This is a genomic window from Pseudoflavonifractor sp. HNCC25GI2 (assembly GCF_058136395.1).
This window is the reverse complement of the sequence record NZ_JBYUOW010000012.1, coordinates 1-23,193: the sequence shown is the minus strand read 5'-3', so window position 1 is coordinate 23,193 and position 23,193 is coordinate 1. Positions and strand designations below refer to the sequence as shown.

Sequence of the window (23,193 nt, the reverse complement as noted above, 5' to 3'; positions counted from 1 at the left end):
ACACAAGGAGGACCAGATATGTACGAGCTTTGGAACGCATTGGAAAAGGCCCGGCAGTACCGCTGGGTGGACCTGTCCCACTCTCTGAACAACGAAAGCCCCTATTGGGCTGGCATCCCCGACGGCTCGGTGGAGCTGTCCAAGACCGTGTACGACTGGGGCAACCCCATGCTGGACTGCCTCATCCAGACCTTCAAGTTCCCCGGCCAGTTCGGCACCCACATTGACTTCCCCGGCCACTTTGTTCCCGGCGGACAGCTGTCCCAGGCCTACGGTGTCCAGCAGCTGGTCTTCCCCCTGTGTGTGGTGGATGTCTCGGAAAAGGTGAAGGAGGACGTCCACTACGCCGTCACGGTGCAGGATATCCAGGACTATGAGGCCAAGTACGGCCCCATCCCCGACGGCGCCTTTGTGGCCCTGCGCACCGACTGGGGCCAGCGCTGGCCCAGCATGGACGCCCTGTCCAACTTCGACGCCGAGGGCGGCGAGCACTGCCCCGGCTGGTCCATGGAGGCTCTGAAGTACCTCTACGAGGTCCGCTCCGCCGCCGCCAACGGCCATGAGACCATTGACACCGACGCCTCTGCTCTGGCTGCCGCGGCCGGCGATCTGGCCTGTGAGCGGTATGTTCTGTCCCAGGGTAAGCTGCAGGTGGAGCTGCTGTGCAACCTGGACCAGGTCGCTCCTGCCGGCGCCGTGGTAGTGGTCTCCTATCCCCGCATTGAGGGCGCCACCGGCCTGCCCGCCCGGGTGTGGGCCATTACCCCCTGATTTCTCCAAAATTAAAACGCCCCCGGATTCCGTGGAATCCGGGGGCGTTTTTCTGCTCCGTGATTCTGTTGAACGAGAGCCATCACCGTTCCATGGACCCAATCACGTCCTCCAGCTCCCGCACCAGAGCGCCGTCCCGGACGAATTGGAAGATGGTCTCAATATCCTGACCGAAGAAGCGGTCCTCCTCCGCAAAGGCCACGCTCCGGCGCACAAAGTCGTGCAGCCGCCGGGTGGCCCGGCCCTGCTGCAGCGGCTTGCGCAGGTCAATAGCCTGGAGGGCCACCAGGATCTCAATGGCAACCATGTACTGAAGCTTCCCCACTGCCTCTCCCGCCCGCTTGGCGGCGTTGTAGGCCATGGACACCGGGTCCTCCTGGCCCGCGCAGGTGGAGATAGAGTCCACACTGGCGGGGACAGACAGCAGCTTCAGCTCATTCTGCAGCCCGGCGGCGGTGTACTGGGGGATCATAAAGCCGTTGTTCAGCCCGGGGTTGGTCACCAGGAAGGCGGGCAGCCCGTCGTTCAGGTTCCGGTCCACCATGCGGTTGATGCCCCGCTCCACCTGATTGCCCGCAATGGCGCAGGCCATGGAGATCATATCCGCGTGGGAGCCCACATAGGTGCCGTCAAAGTTTCCGCACATTAGGGCCACGCCGTCCCCGTCCTCCGTGTCAAAGAGCTGAGGGTTGTCGCTGATGGAGTGCATCTCCTCCACAATGGCCCGCTCCGCCTCTTTCAGAAGGCGCCAGACCGAGCCGTGGACGTGGGGCATGGAGCGCAGCACCAGGGCGTCCTGCACCTTGTCGTCCCGGTGGGCGGCACAGATTTCGCTGTCCTCCAGCATCCGAAGCAGGTTCCGGGCGCAGGTCTGCTGCTCCTCGTGGTCCTTGGTGAGGTGAATCCGCTCGTCCAGGGCCTTGGTGGTGCCGTGGAGGGCTTCGTAGCACAATGCCCCCGCCAGCTCCATGTTCTGGGCGGCAATGCGGGCATCATAGATGGCCAGAAGGGCCAGGGCGGTGACCGTGATGGTGCCGTTGAGCATGGTGAGGCCCTCCTTGCACTCCAGCACCAGAGGGGTCAGCCCCTCCTCCGCCAGCACCTGGGCCGCAGGCACCTTTTTGCCCTCCCGCAGTACGCTGCCCTCGCCGATGTAGGCCAGGGCCAGATGGGCCTCCACCCCCAGATAGCCCACCGACCCCTCCGAAGGGGCATAGGGCACGATGTCCCGGTTTAAAAACTGCCGGATGAGCTCCAGAGTCTCCAGGCGGATGCCCGAGTGGCCCTTCCCGGCGTTCAGAATGGTCATGAACATCACCGCCCGGGCCTGCTCCCGGCTCAGAGGCTCCCCCACCGCGCAGGCGTGGGAGCGGACAATATTCCGCTGCAGCGCCCGGGCGTCCTCCTTGGGGATGACGTAGCGCACATTCTCTCCAAAGCCGGTGGTCACTCCGTAGACCGGCCGGTTCTCCTCCAGAAAGCGCTCCACCAGCCGGCGGTTTTTCTGCACCCGCTCACAAAAGGCGGGAGAATAGGTGAGCTCCGCTCCAAACCGGACCACCGCCATAAACTGATCCAGGTCAATTAAGCAGTCATCCAAAACCACGGGATTCGCTCCCCGCGGGTCCTTGTGTGTCTCCATGTCCGCTCCTCCTCGCTGTCATTCCCTCCCGCGCCGCCCCGGCCGGGGCAGCTCTGCGGAGAATCTGGTTCCATCATACCCGCCCGGCCCGGTTCTTGCAAGAGGCGAAAAAAAGAAACTGCTTCGCCTCCAGGGAGACGAAGCAGTTTCGGATAAATCGGGAATTACTCCACCACAGTGATGGAGGTGATGTGGGGGTTGACACCCTCATACCAGTAGAGGAAGCCCTGGGCGTCAATAACCTGGCCAATCTCCAGGGCTTCCACGGCCTTGTAGACCTCCGTGGAGCTGTCGCAGAGGTAGGACTCCACGGTGAAGGTGTAGGTCTGGTCGCCCCCAGCGACATTGAAGTACAGGTCATCCCCCTGGGTACCGGAGCCGTCCCAGTTGTAGAGGAAGGGCACGTCGTTGCCGGCGTCGTCCTGACCGGCGGCCACCACGGTGAGGCCCTTGAAGTCCACCAGCTGGTTCTGGTGGTTGATGAGCTCGTCGGTGCCCAGCAGGGAGGTCACGTCCAGAGGCTCAGCAACAAAGGTGTCGCCCTCCACAATCTCAAAGGTGCCGTCCATAATCTCGATCTCACCGGACCACTCGGCCTTGTAGCCGGTGACACGGATGCAGGTACCGGGGACCAGCTTATCGTAGTCCTCCTGGGAGCAGACCATGTTATACAGGAAGTAGGCGCCGTCCTCATCCTGAGCATAGACGGTGGCCTTGTCCTCCCACCAGGACTGCTTGGCCTGAACATAGGCCTCGATGGTTACCTGCTCGTCCACAGCGGCGGCCATATACTCGTCATAGCTCATCACCTGGGCATCGGTCTGGGAGTCGTCGGCCTGAGAACCATCGGTCTGGGAGCCGCTTCCAGAGGCGGAAGAGGACTGGGAAGCGTCGGACTGGCTGGCGTCATTGGAGCCGGCACAACCGGCCAGGGAGCAGACAATGCCCAGCGCCAAAAGCAAGGACAGAAGCTTTTTCATGAAATTTTCCTCCTTTTTTCTTGGGAACACTTGCGGAATGCCGGACAGGAAGGGACCGGAAGGGGCCGAGGCACACAGCCGTTCCATTCCTCTCTCAGCAGACTTCATTATAGCGCAAATCCACCCAAAATCAACCATTCGCCGGGGTAATCATCCATTTTTGTGCAAATGAGCCCGTTTTTCGCGTCCCCGGCTCCACTGCAGTGCCAGATACCCCAAAATGAGAACCCAGGCGACCGCCAGTCCCACCAATAGCGCCACCGCCGTCCCCGGCAGGGGCCCAAGATCCGCCTCTCCCCCGGAGGGCGAAATGGAATCCAGATGGTAGAGGGCCTGGGTATCGCTATACAGGGTCTCCAGGAAGGCGTCATCCACCGTCTGGCCCCGGCGCACCGCCTTGGTCACTCCCTCGATAAGCTGGCCCGCCGCATCCCGCAGGGAGGCCGAGCCGTTAAAGACCGGGGTGATGAAGGTGTCGTCCATGTGGCTGAGCAGCAGCTGCACCGCCTGAAGCTTCACATCATAGTAGGTGTCGTTGTCCTCCCCCGCCCGGGACAGGTAATCCTGGTACTCCGGGCTCTCCTGGGCCTTGGTGGTCACCGGCACATATCCCTCGGTCTGGGAGTAGGCAATCTGCACCTCGTTGGTAAGCAGGTACTGGGTGAACAGCCAGGAGGCCAGCACCTCCTGGGGATCCTCCTTATTGAAGATACACACCGAGGGGCCCTGGGAGATCATCTGGGGGTTGTCCGGGTCAAACTGAGGCACGGGCAGCACCGCTGTCTCAAACTGCGCAATCTCCTCCTCGGCAATGTCCACCAGCGGGGCATCGCTGCCCATCCAGGTGGACCCGGCGGTGGAGTCCACCGCAAAGACACACTGTCCGGCGTTGAGGAAGTTGGCGGGGTAGCCGGAAATCTTAAAGGTGGAGAAGGCGCCGGCGGCGGTGTTCTCCCCGATGGTCTTCAGAAGCTGGGTGGTAGTGTCGTTAAAGAGCTGGATCACCCCTGTCTGGGTGGAATATCCCGCATCCTTCTGCTTCAGCATCTGGATCATCATGTTGTCGGTGGACTTGTAGAGGAAGGGGATCATCACCTGCTGTCCGTTGAGGACGTAGGTGCCGTCGGCGTTCTGCTCCGCCGCCGCCCGGGAGACCTCCCACACAAAGTCCCAGGTGAGCACCTCGGGCAGCTCATATCCCAGGGCCTCCACATAGGTCTTGTTCACGTAGCAGGCCTCGGTGGAGCGCATATAGGGCAGGGCATAGTAGTGCCCCTCCAGCCGGCACTCCTCCAGGAACTGGGGTACAATCTCCTCCTGTGATGGGGCGTCAAAGCGCACCTCGCTCCCTCCCAGGCCGTAGTTCCCGTCGGCCATCAGCCCGTCCAGGGGGACCACTACGTTGTCCCCGGTGAGGTAGGTGGCGATGTGGTCGGGGTAGGTGATGCACACGTTGGGCGTGGTCTGGGTGGAGATGTTGGTGATGACATCGTTATAGATGTCCCCGTAATTGGTGTAGAGCCGCAGGGTGACGGTGATGTTGGGATAGAGGGCCTGAAAATCCTCGATGGCTTTTTTATAGATGTCGGTCTGGCTCTTGTTGGTGTCGTTCTTGGCCCAGAAGGTGATTTCATAGCTCCGGCTCTCGTCAAACTCCTCCGGCACCGAGAACGCCGCCTGCTCCTGTCGGCCGTGGCAGCCCGCCAGCAGGCCCAGAACCGCCGCCAGCAGGCAGGCGGCAGCCAGAATACGTCTCACGCTTCTCATCCCTTCATCCCTCCTCTGGACACGCCCTCCATGATCTTCTTTCTAAAAATCAGAAAGAGCACGATGAGCGGCACCGAAATGACCACCACGGCGGCCATCATGGCGGGGATGTTCTCCCGGCCGAAGCCGTTTTCCCGGATCTCCTGGATGCCGTTGGACACCAGGAAGTAGGCCTGGTTGTCGGTGATGAGCCGGGGCCAGACATAGGAGTTCCAGCACTCAATGATCTTCAGAATGGTGATGGTCACCAGGGTGGGGCGGCAGATGGGGATCATCACCTTCCACAGGTACTTGAGGTCGGAGGTGCCGTCCACCTTAGCCGCCCGGTAGAGCTCGTCGGGCACCTGTTCAAAGCTCTCCTTCAGCAGGTAAATATAAAAGACCGACGTGATGGAGGGCAGAATGAGGCCGGGGAAGCTATTGCGCAGGTCCAGGTTGGTGATGGTCACAAAGTTGGTGATGACCACCAGCTCGCTGGGAATCATCATCATGGACAAAAAAAGGGCGAACAGCAGGTTTTTGCCCTTAAACTCCAGGCGGGCAAAGGCATAAGCGGCCAGGGTGCTCACCACCACCATAATGGCGGTGGTAATGACGGAGAAAATCAGGGTGTTCAGCAGATAGCCCCCCAAGGGCACGGCGGTAAAGGCCTCCCAGTAGTTTTCCAGGGTGGGAGACAGGATAAAGAACACAGGGGTATGCTCCGAGTTGTAGGAGCCGTAGCTCTTGAGGGAGGTGAGCACCATCCAGTAAAAGGGGAACAGCACCACCAGGGCCCAGATGGTCAGCCCCACATAGGTCACCGCCCGCAGTCTGCGGCTGCGGCGGAAGGCAGAGCGCTCCAGGCGCTCAAAATCAGCATGTTGTCTCATGGCGCACCTCTCAGGTCCAGTGCTGACGACGGCTCACCAGCAGATTGATGCAGGTGATGGTCAGCACAATCACAAACAGCACGAAGGCCGCCGCCGAGGCGTAGGAGGGGTAGCCGCCGCTGCTGCCGTAGAGCATGTCGTACACATAGCCCACGATGGTGTTCATGCCCGCCGCGTTCAGGTCGGTGCCGAAGAGGGCCACCGCGTCGCTGTATGCCTTGAAGGCCCCAATAAAGCCGGTGATCACCAGATAGACCAGCATGGGAGCAATCATGGGCAGGGTGATGCGGGTGAAGGTGCGCAGCCGGGAGGTACCGTCCACCCGGGCGGCCTTGTAGTAGTCGGGATTCACCGAGGCCAGGGCGCTGGTGAGCACCAGAATCTTAAAGGGCATGACCACCCACACGGTGTAGAAGCACAGCACAAACATCTTTGCCCAGTAGGGACCGTCAATAAAGTCCACAGGCCCCTGTCCAAACCAGGCCAGCACCAGGTTCACCAGGCCGTCGGTGTACTCGGTCTTCTGAAAGAGCACCATGAATACCAGGCCCACCGCCAGGGTGTTGGTGACGTAGGGCAGGAAGTAGACGGTCTGGTAGAGCTGCCGCAGGGGGCGGATGGAGCTCAAGCCCGTGGAGATCACCAGGGCCAGGCCGGTGGACACCGGCACGGTGATGATGACCAGGATGAAGGTGTTTTTCAGCGCCTGGAGAAAGTAGGGGTCGTGGAGGACATACTGGTAGTTGTAGGTGCCCACGCCGAAGTAGGTCTGGGAGGCAAAGTTGAAGCCCTCCTCCAGGGAATAGATAAACACGTCAATGAGGGGGTAGACCAGGAAGGCCCCCAGCAGCACCAGAGAGGGCAGCAGGTAGAGCCAGGCCTTTTTCTGATTCATTGTCCCGCCTCCCGTCCGCTTCCAGCGGCCACGGGGATGCGCACCTCGCTGTCCCGGTCAAAGAGGAACACCTTGTCCGGCCGCAGGGCAAAGCACACCTGGGCGGCGGAGGCGTCCACCTCCTGCTCCGAGCGGATGATGGCCCGCACCGCTCCGTTCTGGCTGGCGGGATGGGTGCACACAATGCTCACGTCCCGGCCCAGCACCTCCACCCGGCTGAGGGCGCAGCAAACCGGCCCGTCCGCCTGGGGCAGGAAGCCCTCAGGGCGCACGCCCACCCAGACAGCCCGGTCCGACACCCCGGGGGTGTCCAGTACCGGCTGGCCGTCCAGCAGCAGCTTCCCCTGCCGCACCTCACCGGCAAAGACGTTGATGGGGGGTGTGCCCAGGAATTTGGACACAAACAGGCTGGCCGGATCGTCGTAGACCTGCTGGGGCGCTCCCTCCTGCATGAGCACGCCGCCCTTCATCACCACAATGCGGTCGGAGATGCTCATGGCCTCCTCTTGGTCGTGGGTGACAAAGAGGGTGGTAATGCCCGTCTTTTTCTGAATCTTGCAGATCTCCTCCCGGGTCTGAAGACGCAGTCTGGCGTCCAGGTTGCTCAGCGGCTCGTCCAGCAGCAGCACCCGGGGCATCTTTACCAGTGCCCGGGCGATGGCCACCCGCTGCTGTTGTCCGCCGGAGAGCTCCTTGGGACGGCGGTCCAGCAGCTCCTCAATCTGCACCAGGGCGGCGGTCTCCAGGGCCCGGCGGCGCATCTCCTCCCGGGAGGGCCGGGCCTCCCCCTTCAGATTTTCCAGGGGGAACAGGATGTTCTGCAGCACCGTCAGGTGGGGGTAGAGGGCGTAGTTCTGAAACACCATGCCCACGCCCCGCAGCTCCGGGGGCAGGGCGGTCACATCCTCCTCCCCAAAGAAAATCTGTCCGGAGGTGGGCTTTTCCAGCCCGCAGATCATATTAAGGGTGGTGGTCTTTCCGCAGCCTGAGGGCCCCAGCAGTCCAACCAACGTTCCATCCGGAATCTCAAAGCTGAGATTCTCTACCGCGGTCATCTCACCCCGGGCCCTCTTTCCCCGGTTGGGAAACCGCTTGGTGAGATTCTGCAACCGGATTTTCATTCCACAACATCTCCCTGTGAAAGCGTTTTGATCCGTATTATTATAGCGGATTTTTTCCTTTGCCACAAGGTTTTCCCTGGCCGCGCCCACTCCCCAGGACGCGTTGACAAGCCTATGCCGCCCGTCTATAATGATATATATACCCCCCGACGGTATGGAGGAATCACCATGAGACAATGTATGGATGCCGAAAATCTGCACCGCAGGCTCAAAAAAATCATCGGTCAGGTCCAGGCCATTGACCGGATGGTGGACGAGGACGTGCCCTGCGAGGATGTTCTGGCCCAAATCAACGCGGCCAAATCCGCCCTTCACGGCTGCGGAAAGGTCGTCCTGGAGGGACATATCAAGCACTGCGTCCGGGACGGCATTGAGCACGGCGATGCGGACAAAACCATTGAAAGCTTTACCAAAGCGGTGGAGCGTTTCTCCAATATGAGCTGACCGGATACCGCAAAAGCAGCCCTGTGGGCTGCTTTTTTGTTTTTATTGTGACGAGAGAATCAAAACCGGGGAGCCCTGCTGTGCAGGGCTCCCCGGAAGGATATCGTTCGCCAGGTTTTATAACCTTGTACCGCTTCCCTGCCGTTCCGCCGGGCACGTCTCATGCCCATGCCGGGCCGAACGCAGGCGGTACCATCCCGCGCCGAACACAACGTTCACGCAGCGGCCTGTCACCGGATTCCCCAGCAGAAGCAGCAACCCTGCCCACGCCAGCAGCACCTGCCACGGCCTGGCCAGCAGCCAGGGGTACTTCAGGCGGAACAAGTGGAAGAAAAAGCCGTGGAGCAGGTAGATGGGCAGGGTATTCTGCCCCAGCGTGGTAATCACCGGAATTCTGCATTTCAGGCAGGAAGCCAATCCGAAAAACAGGAGGAAAATGATACCGGCGGCACAGCACATGATAAGTCCCCGGGCCTGCCACCCGTACTGCAGCTCCTCATATCCATAGGCGCCCAGCATCATTTTTGCGGAAATGCCCTGGCGCAGCATCAGCCACTCCAAAACCACACAGCCCAGGGCCACCAGGCCCAGGACAGCACCTTTGAACCCCCGTCCCATTCCTTCCCAGCGCGCCCGCAGGCCGTCCGCCCGTCTGAAATAGTACCCCAGCAAAAACCAGGGCTGGAAAACTACGATCCGTGAGGCGCTCCACTGGTAGTCAATGCTCTTGTCAAAGCCCACCAGCAGCGCCAGAACCACCGACACGGCCACCATTATCCCCCGCCCCGCAGAAGAAGGGGTGTCGTACACCGGCAGCAGGAGGGTGTAGACGGCGAGGACAAAGAGATACCACAAAATCCAGTAGGGTCTTGAAAACTGCACGTGGACATAGGGGTCGCCCAGCCACTCTACAAAGGAGGTATAAAGCCACTGGAAAACCAGGTAGGGCACCGCCATGCCGAAGATCCATTTGATTCGGTCAAACCGGGCAAACATCCCGCTGAGAAACAGGAAGGCAGGCATGTGGAAGGAGTAAATGAGCTCATAGAGAAGCTCCCGGCGGGGAAACTCCCCCGCAATCTCCAGCAGATGCCCCAGCACCACCAGGGCAATCAGCAAAAAGCGCAGATTATCATACTGATATTCCCGTGTTTTGATGGCCACTGCACCTCTTTTCCGGCAATCTTATGGGGAAATCCAGGCTAGAATACCACGTTTTCCTCTGCTCTGCAAGTGAAAAAGCCGCCCGACCAGACCAGTCGGGCGGCTTTTCTCTGTATGTTTTCTTTCGCTGGCTCCCTCAGCCTCTTTCTTGGTGAGCCGCACTGCAGCTCATCCCTCTGACGGCTCCGGGCCGTCCTGCTTTTCCCCTTCCAGGCCATTTTCCCAGGTGAACCGCGCTCCGCAGCAGGGGATCAGCATCAGGCTGGTATTGCCCAGATTCAGCACATCGTAGGCCTTCATTTTCATATTGGACAGCACCACCTCGTCGTTGAGGTAGCAGAGCTCCCTGGATTCTCCGGTGGACACAATAAACTGACGCCCGCGGGGTTCGTAGATCACGGAGGCGTGCTTAAACCGGGAGACGCTGTGGTCGGCGCTGAGGACCACATCCATATTGGCGGCCCGGCCAATGAAGTTGCGCCCGGACTTCAGCTTGAAGCTCTCTCCCTTGTACTCTCCCTCGATGCACACCAGCCAGCCTACCACCGGCTCCACGCCAATCACCCTGGAATAGTAGCCCACGGTGCAGTTGTCCTCCTCTTCCTCGGGAAGGGGCTGGGCCGGAGCAGCAGGCTGCGGCTGCACCGGAGCAGCAGGCGGTGTCGGGACATCCTGGGCCTGCGGCTGAGTGGGCACCGCGGGCTCAGCCGCGGGCTGGGCAGCCGCAGGTGCGGGCTGGTTCATCTGGGCACAGTAGGGGCACTGCTCCCCGCTGGCGTCCTTGTCATAGAAATGGCCCTTTTCACAGCGCACTAAATTCATTTTTCTCGCTCCTTACTGATATTGAATTACCACCGCCGACGCATTGTCGGCCGTCTTTCCCTTGGCTTCCAGATAGGGCAGCACCGCCCGGGTGAGGTCAGTGGACCCGTTCTCCAGCCCCATCAAAAGGTCCAGCAGCTCCGGTTGGGACATCAGCTCATAAAAGCCGTCGCTGCACAAAATAAGCCTGTCCCCTACGGTCCACGAAAGGTCTGCCTGGACATCCACATAGCGCAGTCCGCCGCAGCCCAGATAGCTGAGCAGGGCCCGTCCCCTGGGCAATTCAGCACTGTACTCCTCTGGGGAGAGCTCCCCCGCCTGCAGGGCCTCATCCAGCTCCAGCCGGTAATTGTGCAGCCGGTTGAGCCAGGTCAATTCGCCTCCCCGCACAAGGCCGATGCGGCTGTCCCCCACCGAGAGCCAACCCAGACGGTCGTCCTTCACCACCGCCGCCACAATGGTAGTGCCTCCGTCCAGAGGCTGTCCGTCCGCCCCCTTGAGGGCGGCCACCTGGCCGTCCAGCCTCCGGGCAATCCGCTCCAAATCCCGTGCGTCCCCGGGCAGCGCCTGCTCGCAGGCCCTCAAAAAGCTGTCGCAGGCTGTCCGGGAGGCCTCCGCCCCTCCGTTTAGCCCGCCCATACCGTCGCAGACTGCCGCCGCGAAAGCGCCGTTGGGCAGCAGGCGGTAGTCCAGGGCATCCTGCTGGGTCTTCCGTCCCCCCAGCATGGAGACGGCGGACACCACCAGCCGGGGGCGCGGAGGGGTGGTATCCACCGGTGCCCCGGCGGCGGGTCCTTCCTCTGCCGGCAGATTTTTCTTTTTTCTTCCGAAGCCCAGCCTCACCCTATCGCCCCCTTTTTCTCCACTATACCAGAGCGTCTGAAAAACGGGGGTAAATGTTATTTGTAACAGGAGAAGTGTCATTTGTTGCAAGTTCTGCCCTCTGTCCCCCGGAGAACTATAATAAAACAAAACGCAGTGTTTGTTTTCTATCAGGGAGGGACTGAGCTTGCCCGTGGAGGTTCTATTATTTACGCTTATATTCATATCCACCTGCGTATTTCATTTGCTGCCGGGCGTGGTGCTGCTGCGCCGCCGGGACTGGGGCTGGGCCGTGGGCTGCCTGACTTTGGGCGCGGCTGGTATTCTGCTGTTTATCCCCTGGGTGGCGGCGGTGATTCTTGCGGCCCGGCGGACCCGGTTCACTCCTCTGAGACACGGCAGCCCCGTGCCCACCCTGTGCCGTATCCTGGGTGTGGCGCTGGTCATTTTGGCCGGAGTGTTCATTTGCTGGGGTCTGCGGGATTACTGGCAGGCGACGGATCTCTCCATGAAGGACTTCTATGCCGATGTCATCATCAATTCCCTCGTGGGCTGTGTGGGACTGCTTGTGGTGGGAATTTTTCTGCTGGTTGTCCCCAGCCTCCGCGGCAAGGGGATGTGGGGCGGACTCATCGCTGTCCCTGCACTGCTGATGCGTTCCGCGGCCGTAAACATTGCGCCCAGTATCCTGATCATTCTGATTTTGGTGCTGCTGGCCGCCAGCCTCGGAACTTCTGTCGTGGTTCTTCGCCACACGGTTCCTCCGGGACCGGATTCCACTTCCGTTCCCACAGCAGCCCCCTCTATCGCCCACTCAGACACCGTTTCAGCCGCTCCCACTGACACCGGTTATTCTGTCTCCCAACCCAAAGCCGCCCCCGCGGCGGCTCATCTGTGCTGCATATCCGGCCAGTACGCCGGGGCGGACTTTCCTCTGGCCGACGGGGAGCCCCTGTGTCTGGGCAGCAGCCCTGAGCTGGCTCACCTGGTTTTTTCCCAACGTGAGATTGCTCCGCTCCACGCTGAGATCACCTATCAGCAGAACTCCGGCACTTGTCTTCTGGCTCACCTGGGGCCCGTCTTTCTCAACGGGCGGGCGCTTCCCCAGATGTGCGAGCTGCATAACGGAGACACCATTTCCTTTGGCTCCCCCAAACAGGGCTTTCAGATACAAATATAGAAAAACGCCGCTTTCCACCCAGGGAAGCGGCGTTTCTATGCTTCGGATGTATGGCCTGGCTCCAGAGCGGAGCGCAGCTGCTTCAAATAGGGGCGGCTGACGGGGAGCGAGCACCCCCGGGCCAGGGTCAGGCTGGTACTGTCCAGCTGCCGGATGTACTGGAGGTTGACCAGATAGCTCTGGTGGCAGCGGAGAAAACCGGAGGGAATCAGCAGCTCCTCCAGCTGATCCAGCCGCCCGTAAAATTCTACCTGCTCCTCCCCCAGGTGGGCTACAATCTTCCGCCGCTGGCTCTCCAGATGGGAAATTTGATGGAGCGGAAGCTGGACACTGCGGCGCTGAATGCTCACGTTGAGAAAATCCGCCGGACGCCGGAGCCGCTCCTCCACGTAGCGGCCCACCGTCTCCTGCAGCCGGGCCAGGGGAACCGGCTTAACCAGAAAGTCAAAGGCGTGGTAGCGGTAGCCCGCCCCGATGTACTCCGCCGCCCCGGTGAGAAAGATAATGTCGGTATTGGGTGAGCGGTAGCACAGCCGGCCCGCCGTCTCCAGTCCGTTGAGCGCCCCCTCCAGGCGGATTTCCAAAAACACTAGCTGGAAGGCGTCCGCCTCCCCTTGCCGCTCCAGCAGGGCTTCCCCGCTGGAAAAGCAGGCAAAGCGGTAATCCCCACTGTCAAACAGCAGCTTTTCCAGGGCGTCGCACAGAGCGGCCCGGTGGCCGGCGTTGGGGTCGCAGACCGCGATGTGAAGCACGTCCTTCTCTCCTTCCTCCAAACAAATAAAAGGGAACAGGCAGTCTGCCTGTTCCCTTTTATTCTAGCGGAGTATGCCCCCACCGCAAGATGTGACGAAAATTGTGCAGGAAACACGCCCTGGTTTTGTCACAGTCTTTCCTCAGCGCCAGGGGGTGAGTAGATCTCCTTCGTCGTAGACAGACAGAGTCATATCCTCTTCCAAGAGGGCCGTGCTGGAGAGATGCCACAGGCCGCACAGGTTGGTCAGCTGCCCGTTGGATACGATGTACCGGTCCGCCGGCTTGCGGACAATGCTGGCCCGGTCAAACTGAGACGCCTGTATGATGGTCTCCAGGTCGTTCCCTGTGGGACGGTCGGGGTTCATCCATTGGCCCGGCAGTCCAGGCTCAATAAGTCCGATATCCTCCAGTTCTTTCATATAACAGTTCCGGTAATTATGCACCCGGTCCTGATCCGGGATATCAGAGGAACCTTCAAATACGTAGCTCTCCAGCTGCACCCAGCCGTCGGAGTCCACAAATCCGCTTTGACACAGCGCATCCATGGCTCCGCTGCCCACCGCATCATAGCAGTAGAACGCACCGTGGAAATCGTGGCATTCCACACCCCCTGTCACCTCCAGTGCTCCCTGATAGCTGATGCGCAGAACGCCGAAGACACAGTCGTTCATCTCCCAGCTGTAGGTGAGGTACAGTCCGGTCTCCCCATTGTCAAAGGTCCCCCGGGCCAGGTGGATCGCGGATTGCGTAAGGGAGTTGGTCAGGGCGTTGAACCGGAAGGACTTCTCGCCCACCGGAACAGCCTGCTCTGCCGCTCCGTCCCACTCATAAACGGTCAGGAAGCACTGGGTCTCACCCCAGCCCTCGTCGCTCCCCGCCTCCGTCTCCAACCGGACGGTGAGCAGCTCCTCCTGCCCGTCCCCATCGTAGTCAAAGATGTCCGCCCCCAGAAGGCCGGTGAGCCGGGCCGGGTCCACCAGCTCTTCCCCGCCGCCGTAGCCGGTCACCTCGGGATAAACCTCTTCCCCCAAGGGGATGACGCCATACTGCCCGGTCAGCTGGGCAAGGGCGTCCGAAAAATCCGCTTCCGCCGGTTCCACCTGGTCCATAACGGTTTCAACATACTCCCAAAGGGCCGGGAGATCCTCTTTCAGCTGATTCAGCAGGTCTCCGGTGACATCCAGGATATTGTTCAGATCCAGCTCGATCTCGTTTACCGTTTGGTCGGGATCATCCTCCAGCCAGGCGCGAACCGTGCCGCACCAGCGCAGCTGGCCCTCCGCCTTGACCAGCACCGTGGTCTCGGCAGGATAGGGCCGCAAGTCATCGGCGCCCCGGAAGCTGCAGTCGCCCTCTCCGTCGGTGACCACGCTCTGAACTCCGTCGAAGAAGCCGTGACAATAGATTACCTCCGCCCCCTCCACAGGCTCACCGGTCGCTGCGTCTGTAAGCTGGATTTTGGTAAGCAGTTCCTCGCTTTTCTTCTCCATCAGGGCCCGGACGGCGGCGCCAATATTCAACATGGGGTAGGAGCCCTCACTGCCCATAAAGGGGTGACCGTTGTCCTTGGTGCCTTCGGCCATCACCTCGTTGCTGTTTACCAGCAGATCCCACACCTCACGCGCGGTCAGAGCCGGGTCCATGGACCAGAGCAGCGCGGCCGCGCCGGTGACCATGGGAGCGGCGGCAGAAGTGCCGTAAAAGTTTTCGTTATAATCACTGCGGTTTGCACCGGTGGTATAGAGCTCATCCCCCGGCGCGCAGAGATCCACCTCCGGACCATAGCTTGAATAGCTGGTCATCATATAGTTGCCGTCCTCCGTGCGCTTATTTTCCACAGCCCCCACGACCAAAATCCGGTGTTCCACCTCCGTATAATCCACACTGTGGTGCCCATTGGGGAACATCTGCTGGTAGAACTCCTGGGTGATACCGGCAAAATACCCCGTTTCCGTCGACAGATTGGGTATCTTGCCGTTATCCACACCGTTGCCTGCACTCTGCACGATCAGGAACTGCTTTTCGGCCAGAATCAATTGCATCATCATAATCAGAGAAGCGCGGGTCGAGTCATAGATCGACTGCGCTATGTAATCCGCCAGCTCCTGCAAGCCATACCCCTCATATTTTTTGTCCTCCGCATCCTTGAATTTATCCTTCCAAAAGGCATTGTACGAAACATCATTGATGCCGAACGAACAGTTCAGCACCTGAACTCCCTGTTCCACCATGCATTTGACAACCTCGAACAGCTGTGGGGTACCCAGCAGAATAGCAGCGCTGTCGCCCTTGGGGCTCCAGTCCGCACAGTACACCCGTAACTGGTGGTATGGTCCGCTGGCGATACCCCGCAGACCAATGTCGTTGTCCGCTGCCGCAATGATTCCGGCCACTGCTGCACCGTGGTCGGTAACGGTATTGGACTCATAACCGGGCAGCATCTGGATGATGGTATTCCCTTCCAGGTCCTCATGGTCCAGACAAAAGCCGGAATCGATAATGCCCACCGTTACATCATGGCACCACTGCTCATACTGCCAAGCGGTGTACGCACCGATGGCTTCCGCCCCCCAGTTGCTGCCGGAGGGGTTGGCCTCATCAGGCGCAGTTCCTCCCGCGGCCCAGGGGTTCGTGTCCGGCTCAGTGGCTGGGGTCACAGAGGTGGAAGCCACGAATGCGGGGGTTTCACAGCTCACATCCAGTATGCCATCCGCCTGCCGCAGTTCCTGTGCCACCTGCTCCAGTTCAGAATAGCTTTCGGTCTCCACATATAGCTGTACCAGATTCAAATCTCCGCACACATCGCTGACCACTGTACCGTCTGCCTGCTCAGCCAGTTTCTGCTTTTCCCGGCGGGTGAGGACGTGCTCCGGAAAGATATTGATAAGCCCTGGGACATACAGAGTTTTGGCCTCCAGATCGACCTCCACATCGTCCAGAGTATATGAATATGTAAAATCCCCGTTGGCATGGACGGAAATCTGCTGGGCAAATTCCTCCGGCACCTCCACGTGGGGGTCTCCGCTCCCCATCAAAGCCGGCAAAAACAGCTCCGCGGCCAGCCCAACCAGCAGCAACACAGCCGCTGCGGTGACTCCCAGCGCAAACCGGTTGTTTTTCATGGCTCATTCCTCCCAATGCAACGTTTTCCACTGTCTCCAGTATAGCGGCAGCAAGCTCTACTCCGGCGACATTGCCAAAGTTAACAAAGAGGCTGTAACAATTCACGTCGGTTTCGGTGCAAGGAACTGTGACAAAATTTGTGACGGATTTGACCCATATTTAGCCACGGATTTCCCGCCGCAGTTTCGCCAAATGAAACCTGAAAATGCTATAATAATCTTAATTGCACATGCGAATTCCTCAGAACGGGAGGGTATATCATGTCAAAGTTTGCCGTCTACTTAAAGGAACTGCTGGACCAGCGGGGAGAGCCCATTGCCCGGGTGGCAAAAAACACCGGACTGGAACGCACCTCCATCCACAAGGCTCTGAAGGATGAGCGGCTGCTGCCCTATACCGCCCTGAAAAAGCTGAGCCAATACCTCCAGCTGACCCTGTCTCAGACCCGGGAGCTGAACCTTTACTATGAGATTCTCCTTCAGGGCGAGGACGCCTACCGGGTGCGGGAGGCCATTGGCGAGCTGCTCTCCTCCCTGTCACAGCTCCACTTCTCCTGCCGGGAGCTCTACGCTGAGCCGGATTTGCCCCAGCCGGGTTCCTTCCCGGAGTTTGTCTACGGCCGCCCCCAGGTGGAGGCCGCGCTTCAGGCCGTTCTGGCCTGGGAGACCGCAGACGGCAAATCCCCCACCCTGACCCTGTATCTGCCGCCGGACGGGTCTGAGGCCACCGGCCTGTTCCGTCTTTGGCGGGCAGGCCGGAAGTTTATTGCCCGCCAGATTATGGCCTTTCTCCCGGAGCACCTGGGGGTGTCCTCCCGGCTGGCCAATCTGCGGCTGCTCCGCAGCCTGCTTCCCCTCTCCCTGGCCTCCGCCGGGCAGTATTATGCCTATTACTACTTTGAGCACTCCTCCTCTCCCGCCTCCATGGACCCCATGCCCTACTTTATTGTCACCCCCCACTGTCTTATCCGGCTGGACAGCCAGCTCTCTGCCGCCCGGTTCGAGGCATCCCCTCAGATGATTCAGCTTTATGAGAAGCACTTTTCCCGGCTGATGGGGGAGTGTCAGCCCCTCAACTCCTACTCCAATGACCTGGAGCACATTCTGGACTCCTACATGAAGGCAACCGACACAGACAGCTACTACACCATGATGACCCAGCCCTGTCTGGGCCGCTACTATACCCGCGCCCGCATTCAGCGGCACTTCCGCCCGGAAATTCCCAACCGGGAAGCCCTGGTGGACCTGAGCGACCAGCGCTTTGCCCGTCTGCGGCAGCTGGAGGGCGACTACTACACAATTTTCACGGAGAAGGGCCTGCGGGAACTGGCCCACACCGGAATCGCGGCCGACCTCCCCCCCGAGCTGGTCATTCCCATCGACCGCCAGACCCGCATTGAACTACTGACAGCCTTCCGGACCGATCTGCAAACAGGACGGATCCACGGCTGTATCGCGGATATGGAGCAGCTGCCCATTCCTCCCTATCTCACCCTGACCTGCGACCCCAAATTCGGTGTCCACCTCTATGCCACCCAGGGCTTTATCGGAGGGGCATACGCCTGCAATCTGCACATTGAAGAGAGCGGCATCGGACAGGCCTTCTCCGCCTTTATCCGCGCTCTGCCGGAGAGCAAATATGTCTACCCCGCCCAGCGCACGGTGGAGCTGGTGGATGAATTGCTGCGGGAGCTGGAAGAAGAAAAGGAGTCGAGCCTGTCATGATAGACATCCATCACCTGTGTCCGGGGTGCATGGGGAACTGGCCGGATCCGGCTGTCCCCTGCCCCCGCTGCGGTTTCTCCTGGGAAGAGCTGCCTCCTCCGGGCCGCGCCCTGCCCCCCTTCACCATTCTGGCGGGGCGGTATCTGCTGGGCACCAGGCTGGGGGCCGGCGGCTTCGGCATTACCTACCTGGCTATGGATCTGAATGAGGAGGCTCCAGTCGCCATCAAGGAGTTCTTCCCCAACAGCCTGGCCAGTCGGGAGGACAAGCAGGTCCTTCCCCTGCCCGGGGAGGAGGGCCGCACCTTCCGGGAAGCGCTGCGCGCCTTCCGCCGCGAGGGGGAGCTGATGGCCCGCTTCCGCGGAGTGAAGGGCATCGTGTCCTGGCGGGATACTTTAGAGGAGAACGGCACCGCCTATCTGGTCATGGACTATGTTCCCGGGGAGACCCTGATGCGCCGCATGCGCCGCACCGGGGCAGTGTTTTCCCAGCGGGAGGCCCTGGACCTGATGGGCCCCATTCTGCGGGCGGTGGACGCCATGCACCAGCAGCATGTGCTCCACCGGGACATCAGCCCGGAGAACCTGATCTTAAAGCCCGACGGCACCCTCACTCTCATCGACTTCGGTGCTGCCCGGGAATTTGACCTGGAGGAAGAGGAGAATCTCACCGTCATTCTCAAGCGCGGCTACGCCCCGGAGGAGCAATACCGCTCCGGAAGCCGCCAGGGGCCCTGGACTGACCTTTACGCCTGCTGCGCCGTCCTCTACCAGATGGTCAGCGGCATCCGCCCCCAGGATGCCCACCAGCGCCGTGAAAAGGATCTGCTCATTCCCCTGGACGAGCTGGAGGGGGTGGAGGTCACTCATGGCTTCGCCCGCGCGGTGGAAAAGGGGCTCACCGTTCACGCCACCGAGCGCTATCCCTCCATCCGGGCCCTGCTTGAGGACTTGGAGCTGGGAACGCCGGAGGTGTCCGTCCCACCTGTCCCAAAGCCGGAAGCACCGCCGCCTCCCCCACCCAAAGAGGACGCTGCCCCGCCTGCCTCCTCCCCCGAACCGGAGAAGGCACATGGGGATGAGCCGGGCCCCTCGCCCAGGGAACTTGCTTTTTCCCGCGCCGCCAGCTTTTCTCCTCCGCCGCCCAGGAAAAAGCCGCCCCTGTGGGCCTTGGCCGGGGCGGCTGTGCTGGCTCTGGGGCTTGTGATTTTCCTGGGGCGCTCCCTCAAGTTCGGCGGTGACACCAACGCCGTCCCCGATGAGCTGCCCGATATCTACGGAAACCTGCGGGAGGACGGAACCACCTGGGTGGAATGTGAATCCCAGGAGTATCAGGGAGAAGCGGATCTATCCAACGGGCTGATTCAATGGAACCTCCAGAGTCAGTCCGAAACAGAGTGGACCTTCTCGGAAACTGGGACGGAAAGAGCAACAACTCGCAGCACCGAGGAATACCCGGACAGCATGGAAAAGGTCTACACCTATGACACACAGGGGCAGCTCGTCTCGGTGTACGCAGGCCCCCTTCTTCTGGAGGAGCACCAATACGATTATGATGAACACACCAGGACCTCCGCCACATACAACGAAGACGGCACTTTGACCAGCATCACGACCACACAGTACGATAACAGCGGCCAGTACAGCAACGGTCATATTCGGGATTACGCTGCGGAGGAATATGACCCAGAGACGGGCGCGGTGTGCGCGTCGGAGACCATTACGTTTCACGCCTACGATGACGTCTCCTATGAAGCGGACAGCGTTAGAAGTACCGCAGACGGTTCCGATCTCACCCAGGTATATACTCGCTTTCGCAACGATGATCAGCCGTTGGAAGAGACGACAACTTCGGAGGACAGCTCGGGATGTTACACGCAAACATCCACCTACACCTATGACAGCGACGGAAACTGCCTATCAAAAGTCAGAGTCATGACAGAGGAGGTTGATGGGCAAGAGAGCGTCTCCCGAGTGGAGGAGTCTTACTCCTATCAATTTGATGAGGAGGGCCGAATTCTAAAGAGAACCAGTACCATCTCGCAGGAGGAACTGGGCACTCGGATCGTTCACACGCTTTATAATTACGATGAGTTCGGCAATCTGCTCGCTGAGATGGAATATGCCGAGGGAGAGACAGAGGTGTGGCTGACCAGCCATACTTACGCCCAATACGCCCACAAAGACGGCTATGTCTTCGAGGCCACCGGGACGGTTTCCGGCTCCTCGGAGCCCATGTGGTCCGAACTGCCCGAGGATGCCTTTGCCACCAGCGCGTCCGGAGCGGACCTGGGGCTTCTGGATTTGTTGGCAAAACTTGGCGTTGTGGGGGACTCGCTTGAACATCCCCAATATTACGATTCTGCAGAAGGGGTTATGGCCGCATTGGACGCCGGGGCCATTGACTTCGCGTTAGATGCAGAGATTCATGATCTGGCCAGCGCGCAGAATGAGGGTTACTGTCTCATCCCTCCCATTTCCCTGGATGGACTGGAAGAAGGCGACAGTTTCTCCGCCATCATGACGGCGGACATGGATCTCTGCTGGGAGATCACCATGTTCCTCCTGGATGAGGGCTATTATCCCGAAGAAGGGTTCTGGTACGGATTTTTCTCCTTCCTGCGGGACAACGGTGGAAGCAGCATAGCATATCAGGCAAGTGATTCCCTGCATGAGAAGCTGATGAGGCCCTATCTGGACTACTGGAGTCAGCAGACCGGCGGAACTTACACCCTTACCCTGCAAGGCGACACGCCCCCCCAGGAAGAGCCCTCGGGCACCTCTTCCCCGGCGACAGGCGGAAGCGAATCCAGCTCTCCCGCTCCCAGCACCGGCGTCTCCGGTACCCAGAGCAGCATGCCTGAGCTCATTACCCTTACCGGCACCATCCCCACGGAGGCGGAGCAGGACGCATTCATTCAGTACGGGGGGCTTTACTATCAGTACAGTGTAACCCAGGGCCTGCTGGTAAGCGGCTTTTCGGGCGGGCTCAAGCTTGATGCTCCGGTCACCCTCACCGACCCCAACAGCGGCGAGGCTGCTTCCACCACACAGGTAGTATTGATGACGGGGATCGTCCCTCCCGCCCCCTATGAGGACGTGGAAGTGCTTCGGTTCAGCGACTTCGAGCCGGGCAAACGGTACTCGGTGCAGGGCTTCTGGCTGGACCCCGCTCAGCACTGGGGCCAGGGCTCCTGGCAGGACGATCACCTGTTCGGCCCCACCCACAGCAATGAGGCGGGAGACTGGTACAAGGTCTACTTCTACGGCCGTTATCTGTTTGTCCCGGTAAGCGCCCAGCGGCTGGACTAAAGGGTATCAGCCACGCGGTATGTCTGACGGCTGTACCGCGAAGAGCGAAAACATCCGAAATTACCTGTCTTCACAAGGTCTGACACCGGAGTGCTCTCCGGAGAACGTCGGAAGCATTTGCCCCATACGGGATACCATGTCGCTGGGAGGATATATTCGATGTCGATAGACGCCTTTATACTGCCGTACTCTGTAATAAAAAATTTTTGGTGGAGCCTTCCTCTCCTGTCCGCCGCCCTGGGGGCGGTTTTGGGCCAGATGTGCCCCGGCGCCCGTACCCTGGCGGTACGGGGCGCTCCTGTCTGCCTGCTGCTGGCGGTTTCCGGTGCTCTGATCTGGCGGGATGATTTTCTTTTCATTGGAGCGGTTTATGGTCTGAATCACATACTCAGCGGGGCCCTTCTGCTGATCGCAGCGGTGTTGGCCGCCGGCGGCGCCGTGCTGTGCGCCTTTCGTCCCACCCGAGCGGTCTGTGGGGCTGCCGCCCTGGGCGCAACGCTGTGGCTGGCCTTTACAGCCAATGGGTTGTTTCAAAAATATCTTACTTTATATGGGAAACTATTTGTGGGCATGCTCATTCCGACCGTCATCGGTGTACTGGCCGCCGTGCTGGCCTTTATGGGCGCATTTGGAAAAGAGGCCGCTCCTACGGCAGCACCCACGCCGCAGCAGGAACCCCCTGTTGCGCCCCAGCCGACGGTATCCGCAGGCTGCCTGACCATTCTGTGCGGCTCCTTTTCCGGGCAGCAGCTCCCTCTGCCCGCTGGGGAGGAGCTCACTCTGGGGGGCGACGCCGCCCAGTGTCACTTGATTCTGGACCAGCCCGGAGTTTCCCCGTGTCTGTGCTCCATTTGCTGGCTGGAGGGACGGAACACCTACCTGGTGTCCTGTCACGCCCCGGAGGGTCTGCTGTGGGCAGATGGCAGCTGTGCTCCCTCCGGCAGCACCACCGAGGTATTCCCCGGTACTGTCTGTTATCTCCCAGTCACCGGAATCCCGGTGGTGCAGCTGGGATAAGGAGGTTATGAAACGATGAAATTTCAAAAGGGCACAGCCCTGTGGCGCGGTATCATCGCTGCCGCCGTGGGCTTTGTGGCCATGCTATGCCTGATGCTGGCTCTGGGCCAGTTCAGCTTTCTCTATCTGCTGGCCGGACCGTTTTACGGCTTTGGCTTTGCGTTTGCCAATTGGCACGTGGTGATGCAGAAAACCAAGCAGGGTGCAATTCAGGGTGCTGCCGTGTTCGGCATCGGTTTGGTCCTTTCCCACTGGCTCAAGGACCAGCGCTATGGCATGTGGGGTTGGCTGTTCTTTGTGTTCCGGGTGTCCTGGCATCTTGGTTTCTGTTGGATTCCCGGCATTTGGTACGGCATCCAGGCCATTCTGGAAGAATCCCGCGGCACCGCTCCCGCTTCTGTCTCTGCCGAAGACCTGGAAGCCCGTCAGCTCGATCAGCAGCGCATTGCCCGGGCAGCCGCCATCCAGGCCGCGCAGCGGGCCGCCGCTCCGTCCAAGCAAACTCAACCCAGTCTGGACTGTGTGGCCGGTGCCTTTGCCGGGGCCCGTTTCCCTGTCTCTCCCGGTGAGATTATTTCTCTGGGCAGCGACCCCGCGCTCTGCCAGATTGTACTGCCCCAACCCTTTGCTGCTTCCCGGCATTGCTCCCTGCTCTATAATTTGAGCCGGGGCTGCTGGCAGGCAAAGGACCTCTCGGGAGGACTGACGTATATCAATGGCATCCAGCCTCTGTCCTCCGGTGCCTTCCAGGACCTTCCCCAGGGTGCAGTGCTGTGCGTTGGTCA

18 protein-coding genes are annotated in these 23,193 nt (G+C 60.3%); 7 read left to right on the top strand and 11 right to left on the bottom strand.

Annotated elements, in window-relative coordinates; translation table 11 throughout:
• Window positions 1-18: 18 nt before the first annotated feature.
• Window positions 19-771: a cyclase family protein gene (locus tag AC3YUO_RS12105; protein WP_489963299.1), complete on the top strand. Its 753-nt coding sequence runs from the start codon at window positions 19-21 to the stop codon at window positions 769-771.
• Between the two features lie 82 nt (window positions 772-853).
• On the opposite strand, the gene AC3YUO_RS12100 is transcribed toward AC3YUO_RS12105, so the two are convergent.
• The 6 genes from AC3YUO_RS12100 to AC3YUO_RS12075 all read right to left on the bottom strand — a co-directional run bounded on the left by AC3YUO_RS12100 (window position 854) and on the right by AC3YUO_RS12075 (window position 8,048).
• Window positions 854-2,413, bottom strand: a complete 1,560-nt coding sequence (locus AC3YUO_RS12100; RefSeq protein WP_489963298.1) for an HAL/PAL/TAL family ammonia-lyase — start codon at window positions 2,411-2,413, stop codon at window positions 854-856.
• 164 nt (window positions 2,414-2,577) lie between these two features.
• Window positions 2,578-3,393, bottom strand: a complete 816-nt coding sequence (locus tag AC3YUO_RS12095) for a hypothetical protein (RefSeq protein WP_489963297.1) — start codon at window positions 3,391-3,393, stop codon at window positions 2,578-2,580.
• A 150-nt stretch (window positions 3,394-3,543) separates the two neighbouring features.
• Window positions 3,544-5,160, bottom strand: coding sequence for an ABC transporter substrate-binding protein (locus tag AC3YUO_RS12090; protein WP_489963296.1), 1,617 nt, complete (start codon window positions 5,158-5,160; stop codon window positions 3,544-3,546).
• Window positions 5,157-6,032: a carbohydrate ABC transporter permease gene (locus AC3YUO_RS12085; RefSeq protein ID WP_489963295.1), complete on the bottom strand. Its 876-nt coding sequence runs from the start codon at window positions 6,030-6,032 to the stop codon at window positions 5,157-5,159. Before AC3YUO_RS12085 ends, AC3YUO_RS12090 begins: the two co-directional genes overlap by 4 nt.
• A 10-nt stretch (window positions 6,033-6,042) precedes the next feature.
• On the bottom strand, window positions 6,043-6,927 hold the full coding sequence (locus tag AC3YUO_RS12080; RefSeq protein WP_489963294.1) for a carbohydrate ABC transporter permease: 885 nt from the start codon (window positions 6,925-6,927) through the stop codon (window positions 6,043-6,045).
• Window positions 6,924-8,048 carry an ABC transporter ATP-binding protein gene (locus AC3YUO_RS12075; protein WP_489963293.1) on the bottom strand — a complete coding sequence of 375 codons (1,125 nt, stop codon included), beginning with the start codon at window positions 8,046-8,048 and terminating at the stop codon, window positions 6,924-6,926. The genes AC3YUO_RS12080 and AC3YUO_RS12075 overlap by 4 nt, the downstream gene beginning before the upstream one ends.
• Window positions 8,049-8,216: 168 nt before the next feature.
• Here AC3YUO_RS12075 and AC3YUO_RS12070 point away from each other — a divergent pair, with 168 nt between their 5' ends.
• Window positions 8,217-8,492, top strand: coding sequence for a metal-sensing transcriptional repressor (locus AC3YUO_RS12070; protein WP_489963292.1), 276 nt, complete (start codon window positions 8,217-8,219; stop codon window positions 8,490-8,492).
• Window positions 8,493-8,609: 117 nt separating this feature from the next.
• On the opposite strand, the gene AC3YUO_RS12065 is transcribed toward AC3YUO_RS12070, so the two are convergent.
• The 3 genes from AC3YUO_RS12065 to AC3YUO_RS12055 all read right to left on the bottom strand — a co-directional run bounded on the left by AC3YUO_RS12065 (window position 8,610) and on the right by AC3YUO_RS12055 (window position 11,321).
• The gene (locus tag AC3YUO_RS12065; RefSeq protein ID WP_489963291.1) at window positions 8,610-9,656 is read right to left on the bottom strand and encodes an acyltransferase family protein; all 1,047 of its coding nucleotides are present in this window, start codon (window positions 9,654-9,656) and stop codon (window positions 8,610-8,612) included.
• A gap of 168 nt (window positions 9,657-9,824) precedes the next feature.
• Window positions 9,825-10,478, bottom strand: a complete 654-nt coding sequence (locus AC3YUO_RS12060; RefSeq protein ID WP_489963290.1) for an FHA domain-containing protein — start codon at window positions 10,476-10,478, stop codon at window positions 9,825-9,827.
• A 12-nt stretch (window positions 10,479-10,490) separates the two neighbouring features.
• Complete coding sequence (locus AC3YUO_RS12055; protein ID WP_489963289.1) at window positions 10,491-11,321, bottom strand: PP2C family protein-serine/threonine phosphatase; 831 nt, start codon at window positions 11,319-11,321, stop codon at window positions 10,491-10,493.
• A 172-nt stretch (window positions 11,322-11,493) separates the two neighbouring features.
• On the opposite strand from AC3YUO_RS12055, the gene AC3YUO_RS12050 reads away from it, so the two are divergent.
• Window positions 11,494-12,480, top strand: coding sequence for an FHA domain-containing protein (locus AC3YUO_RS12050; RefSeq protein WP_489963316.1), 987 nt, complete (start codon window positions 11,494-11,496; stop codon window positions 12,478-12,480).
• Between the two features lie 35 nt (window positions 12,481-12,515).
• Here AC3YUO_RS12050 and AC3YUO_RS12045 read toward each other — a convergent pair whose 3' ends face one another.
• Together AC3YUO_RS12045 and AC3YUO_RS12040 are read right to left on the bottom strand one after the other, a co-directional pair.
• Window positions 12,516-13,232: a LytR/AlgR family response regulator transcription factor gene (locus AC3YUO_RS12045; RefSeq protein WP_489963288.1), complete on the bottom strand. Its 717-nt coding sequence runs from the start codon at window positions 13,230-13,232 to the stop codon at window positions 12,516-12,518.
• Window positions 13,233-13,373: 141 nt separating this feature from the next.
• Window positions 13,374-16,355 carry a S8 family peptidase gene (locus AC3YUO_RS12040; RefSeq protein WP_489963287.1) on the bottom strand — a complete coding sequence of 994 codons (2,982 nt, stop codon included), beginning with the start codon at window positions 16,353-16,355 and terminating at the stop codon, window positions 13,374-13,376.
• 261 nt (window positions 16,356-16,616) lie between these two features.
• Here AC3YUO_RS12040 and AC3YUO_RS12035 point away from each other — a divergent pair, with 261 nt between their 5' ends.
• From AC3YUO_RS12035 to AC3YUO_RS12020, 4 genes are all read left to right on the top strand, one after another.
• Window positions 16,617-18,080, top strand: a complete 1,464-nt coding sequence (locus AC3YUO_RS12035) for a hypothetical protein (protein WP_489963286.1) — start codon at window positions 16,617-16,619, stop codon at window positions 18,078-18,080.
• Complete coding sequence (locus AC3YUO_RS12030; RefSeq protein WP_489963285.1) at window positions 18,077-21,391, top strand: serine/threonine protein kinase; 3,315 nt, start codon at window positions 18,077-18,079, stop codon at window positions 21,389-21,391. The genes AC3YUO_RS12035 and AC3YUO_RS12030 overlap by 4 nt, the downstream gene beginning before the upstream one ends.
• Window positions 21,392-21,550: 159 nt before the next feature.
• Window positions 21,551-22,408, top strand: a complete 858-nt coding sequence (locus AC3YUO_RS12025; RefSeq protein WP_489963284.1) for a hypothetical protein — start codon at window positions 21,551-21,553, stop codon at window positions 22,406-22,408.
• 15 nt (window positions 22,409-22,423) lie between these two features.
• A partial coding sequence (locus tag AC3YUO_RS12020) for an FHA domain-containing protein (protein ID WP_489963283.1) occupies window positions 22,424-23,193 on the top strand: 770 nt, incomplete at its 3' end.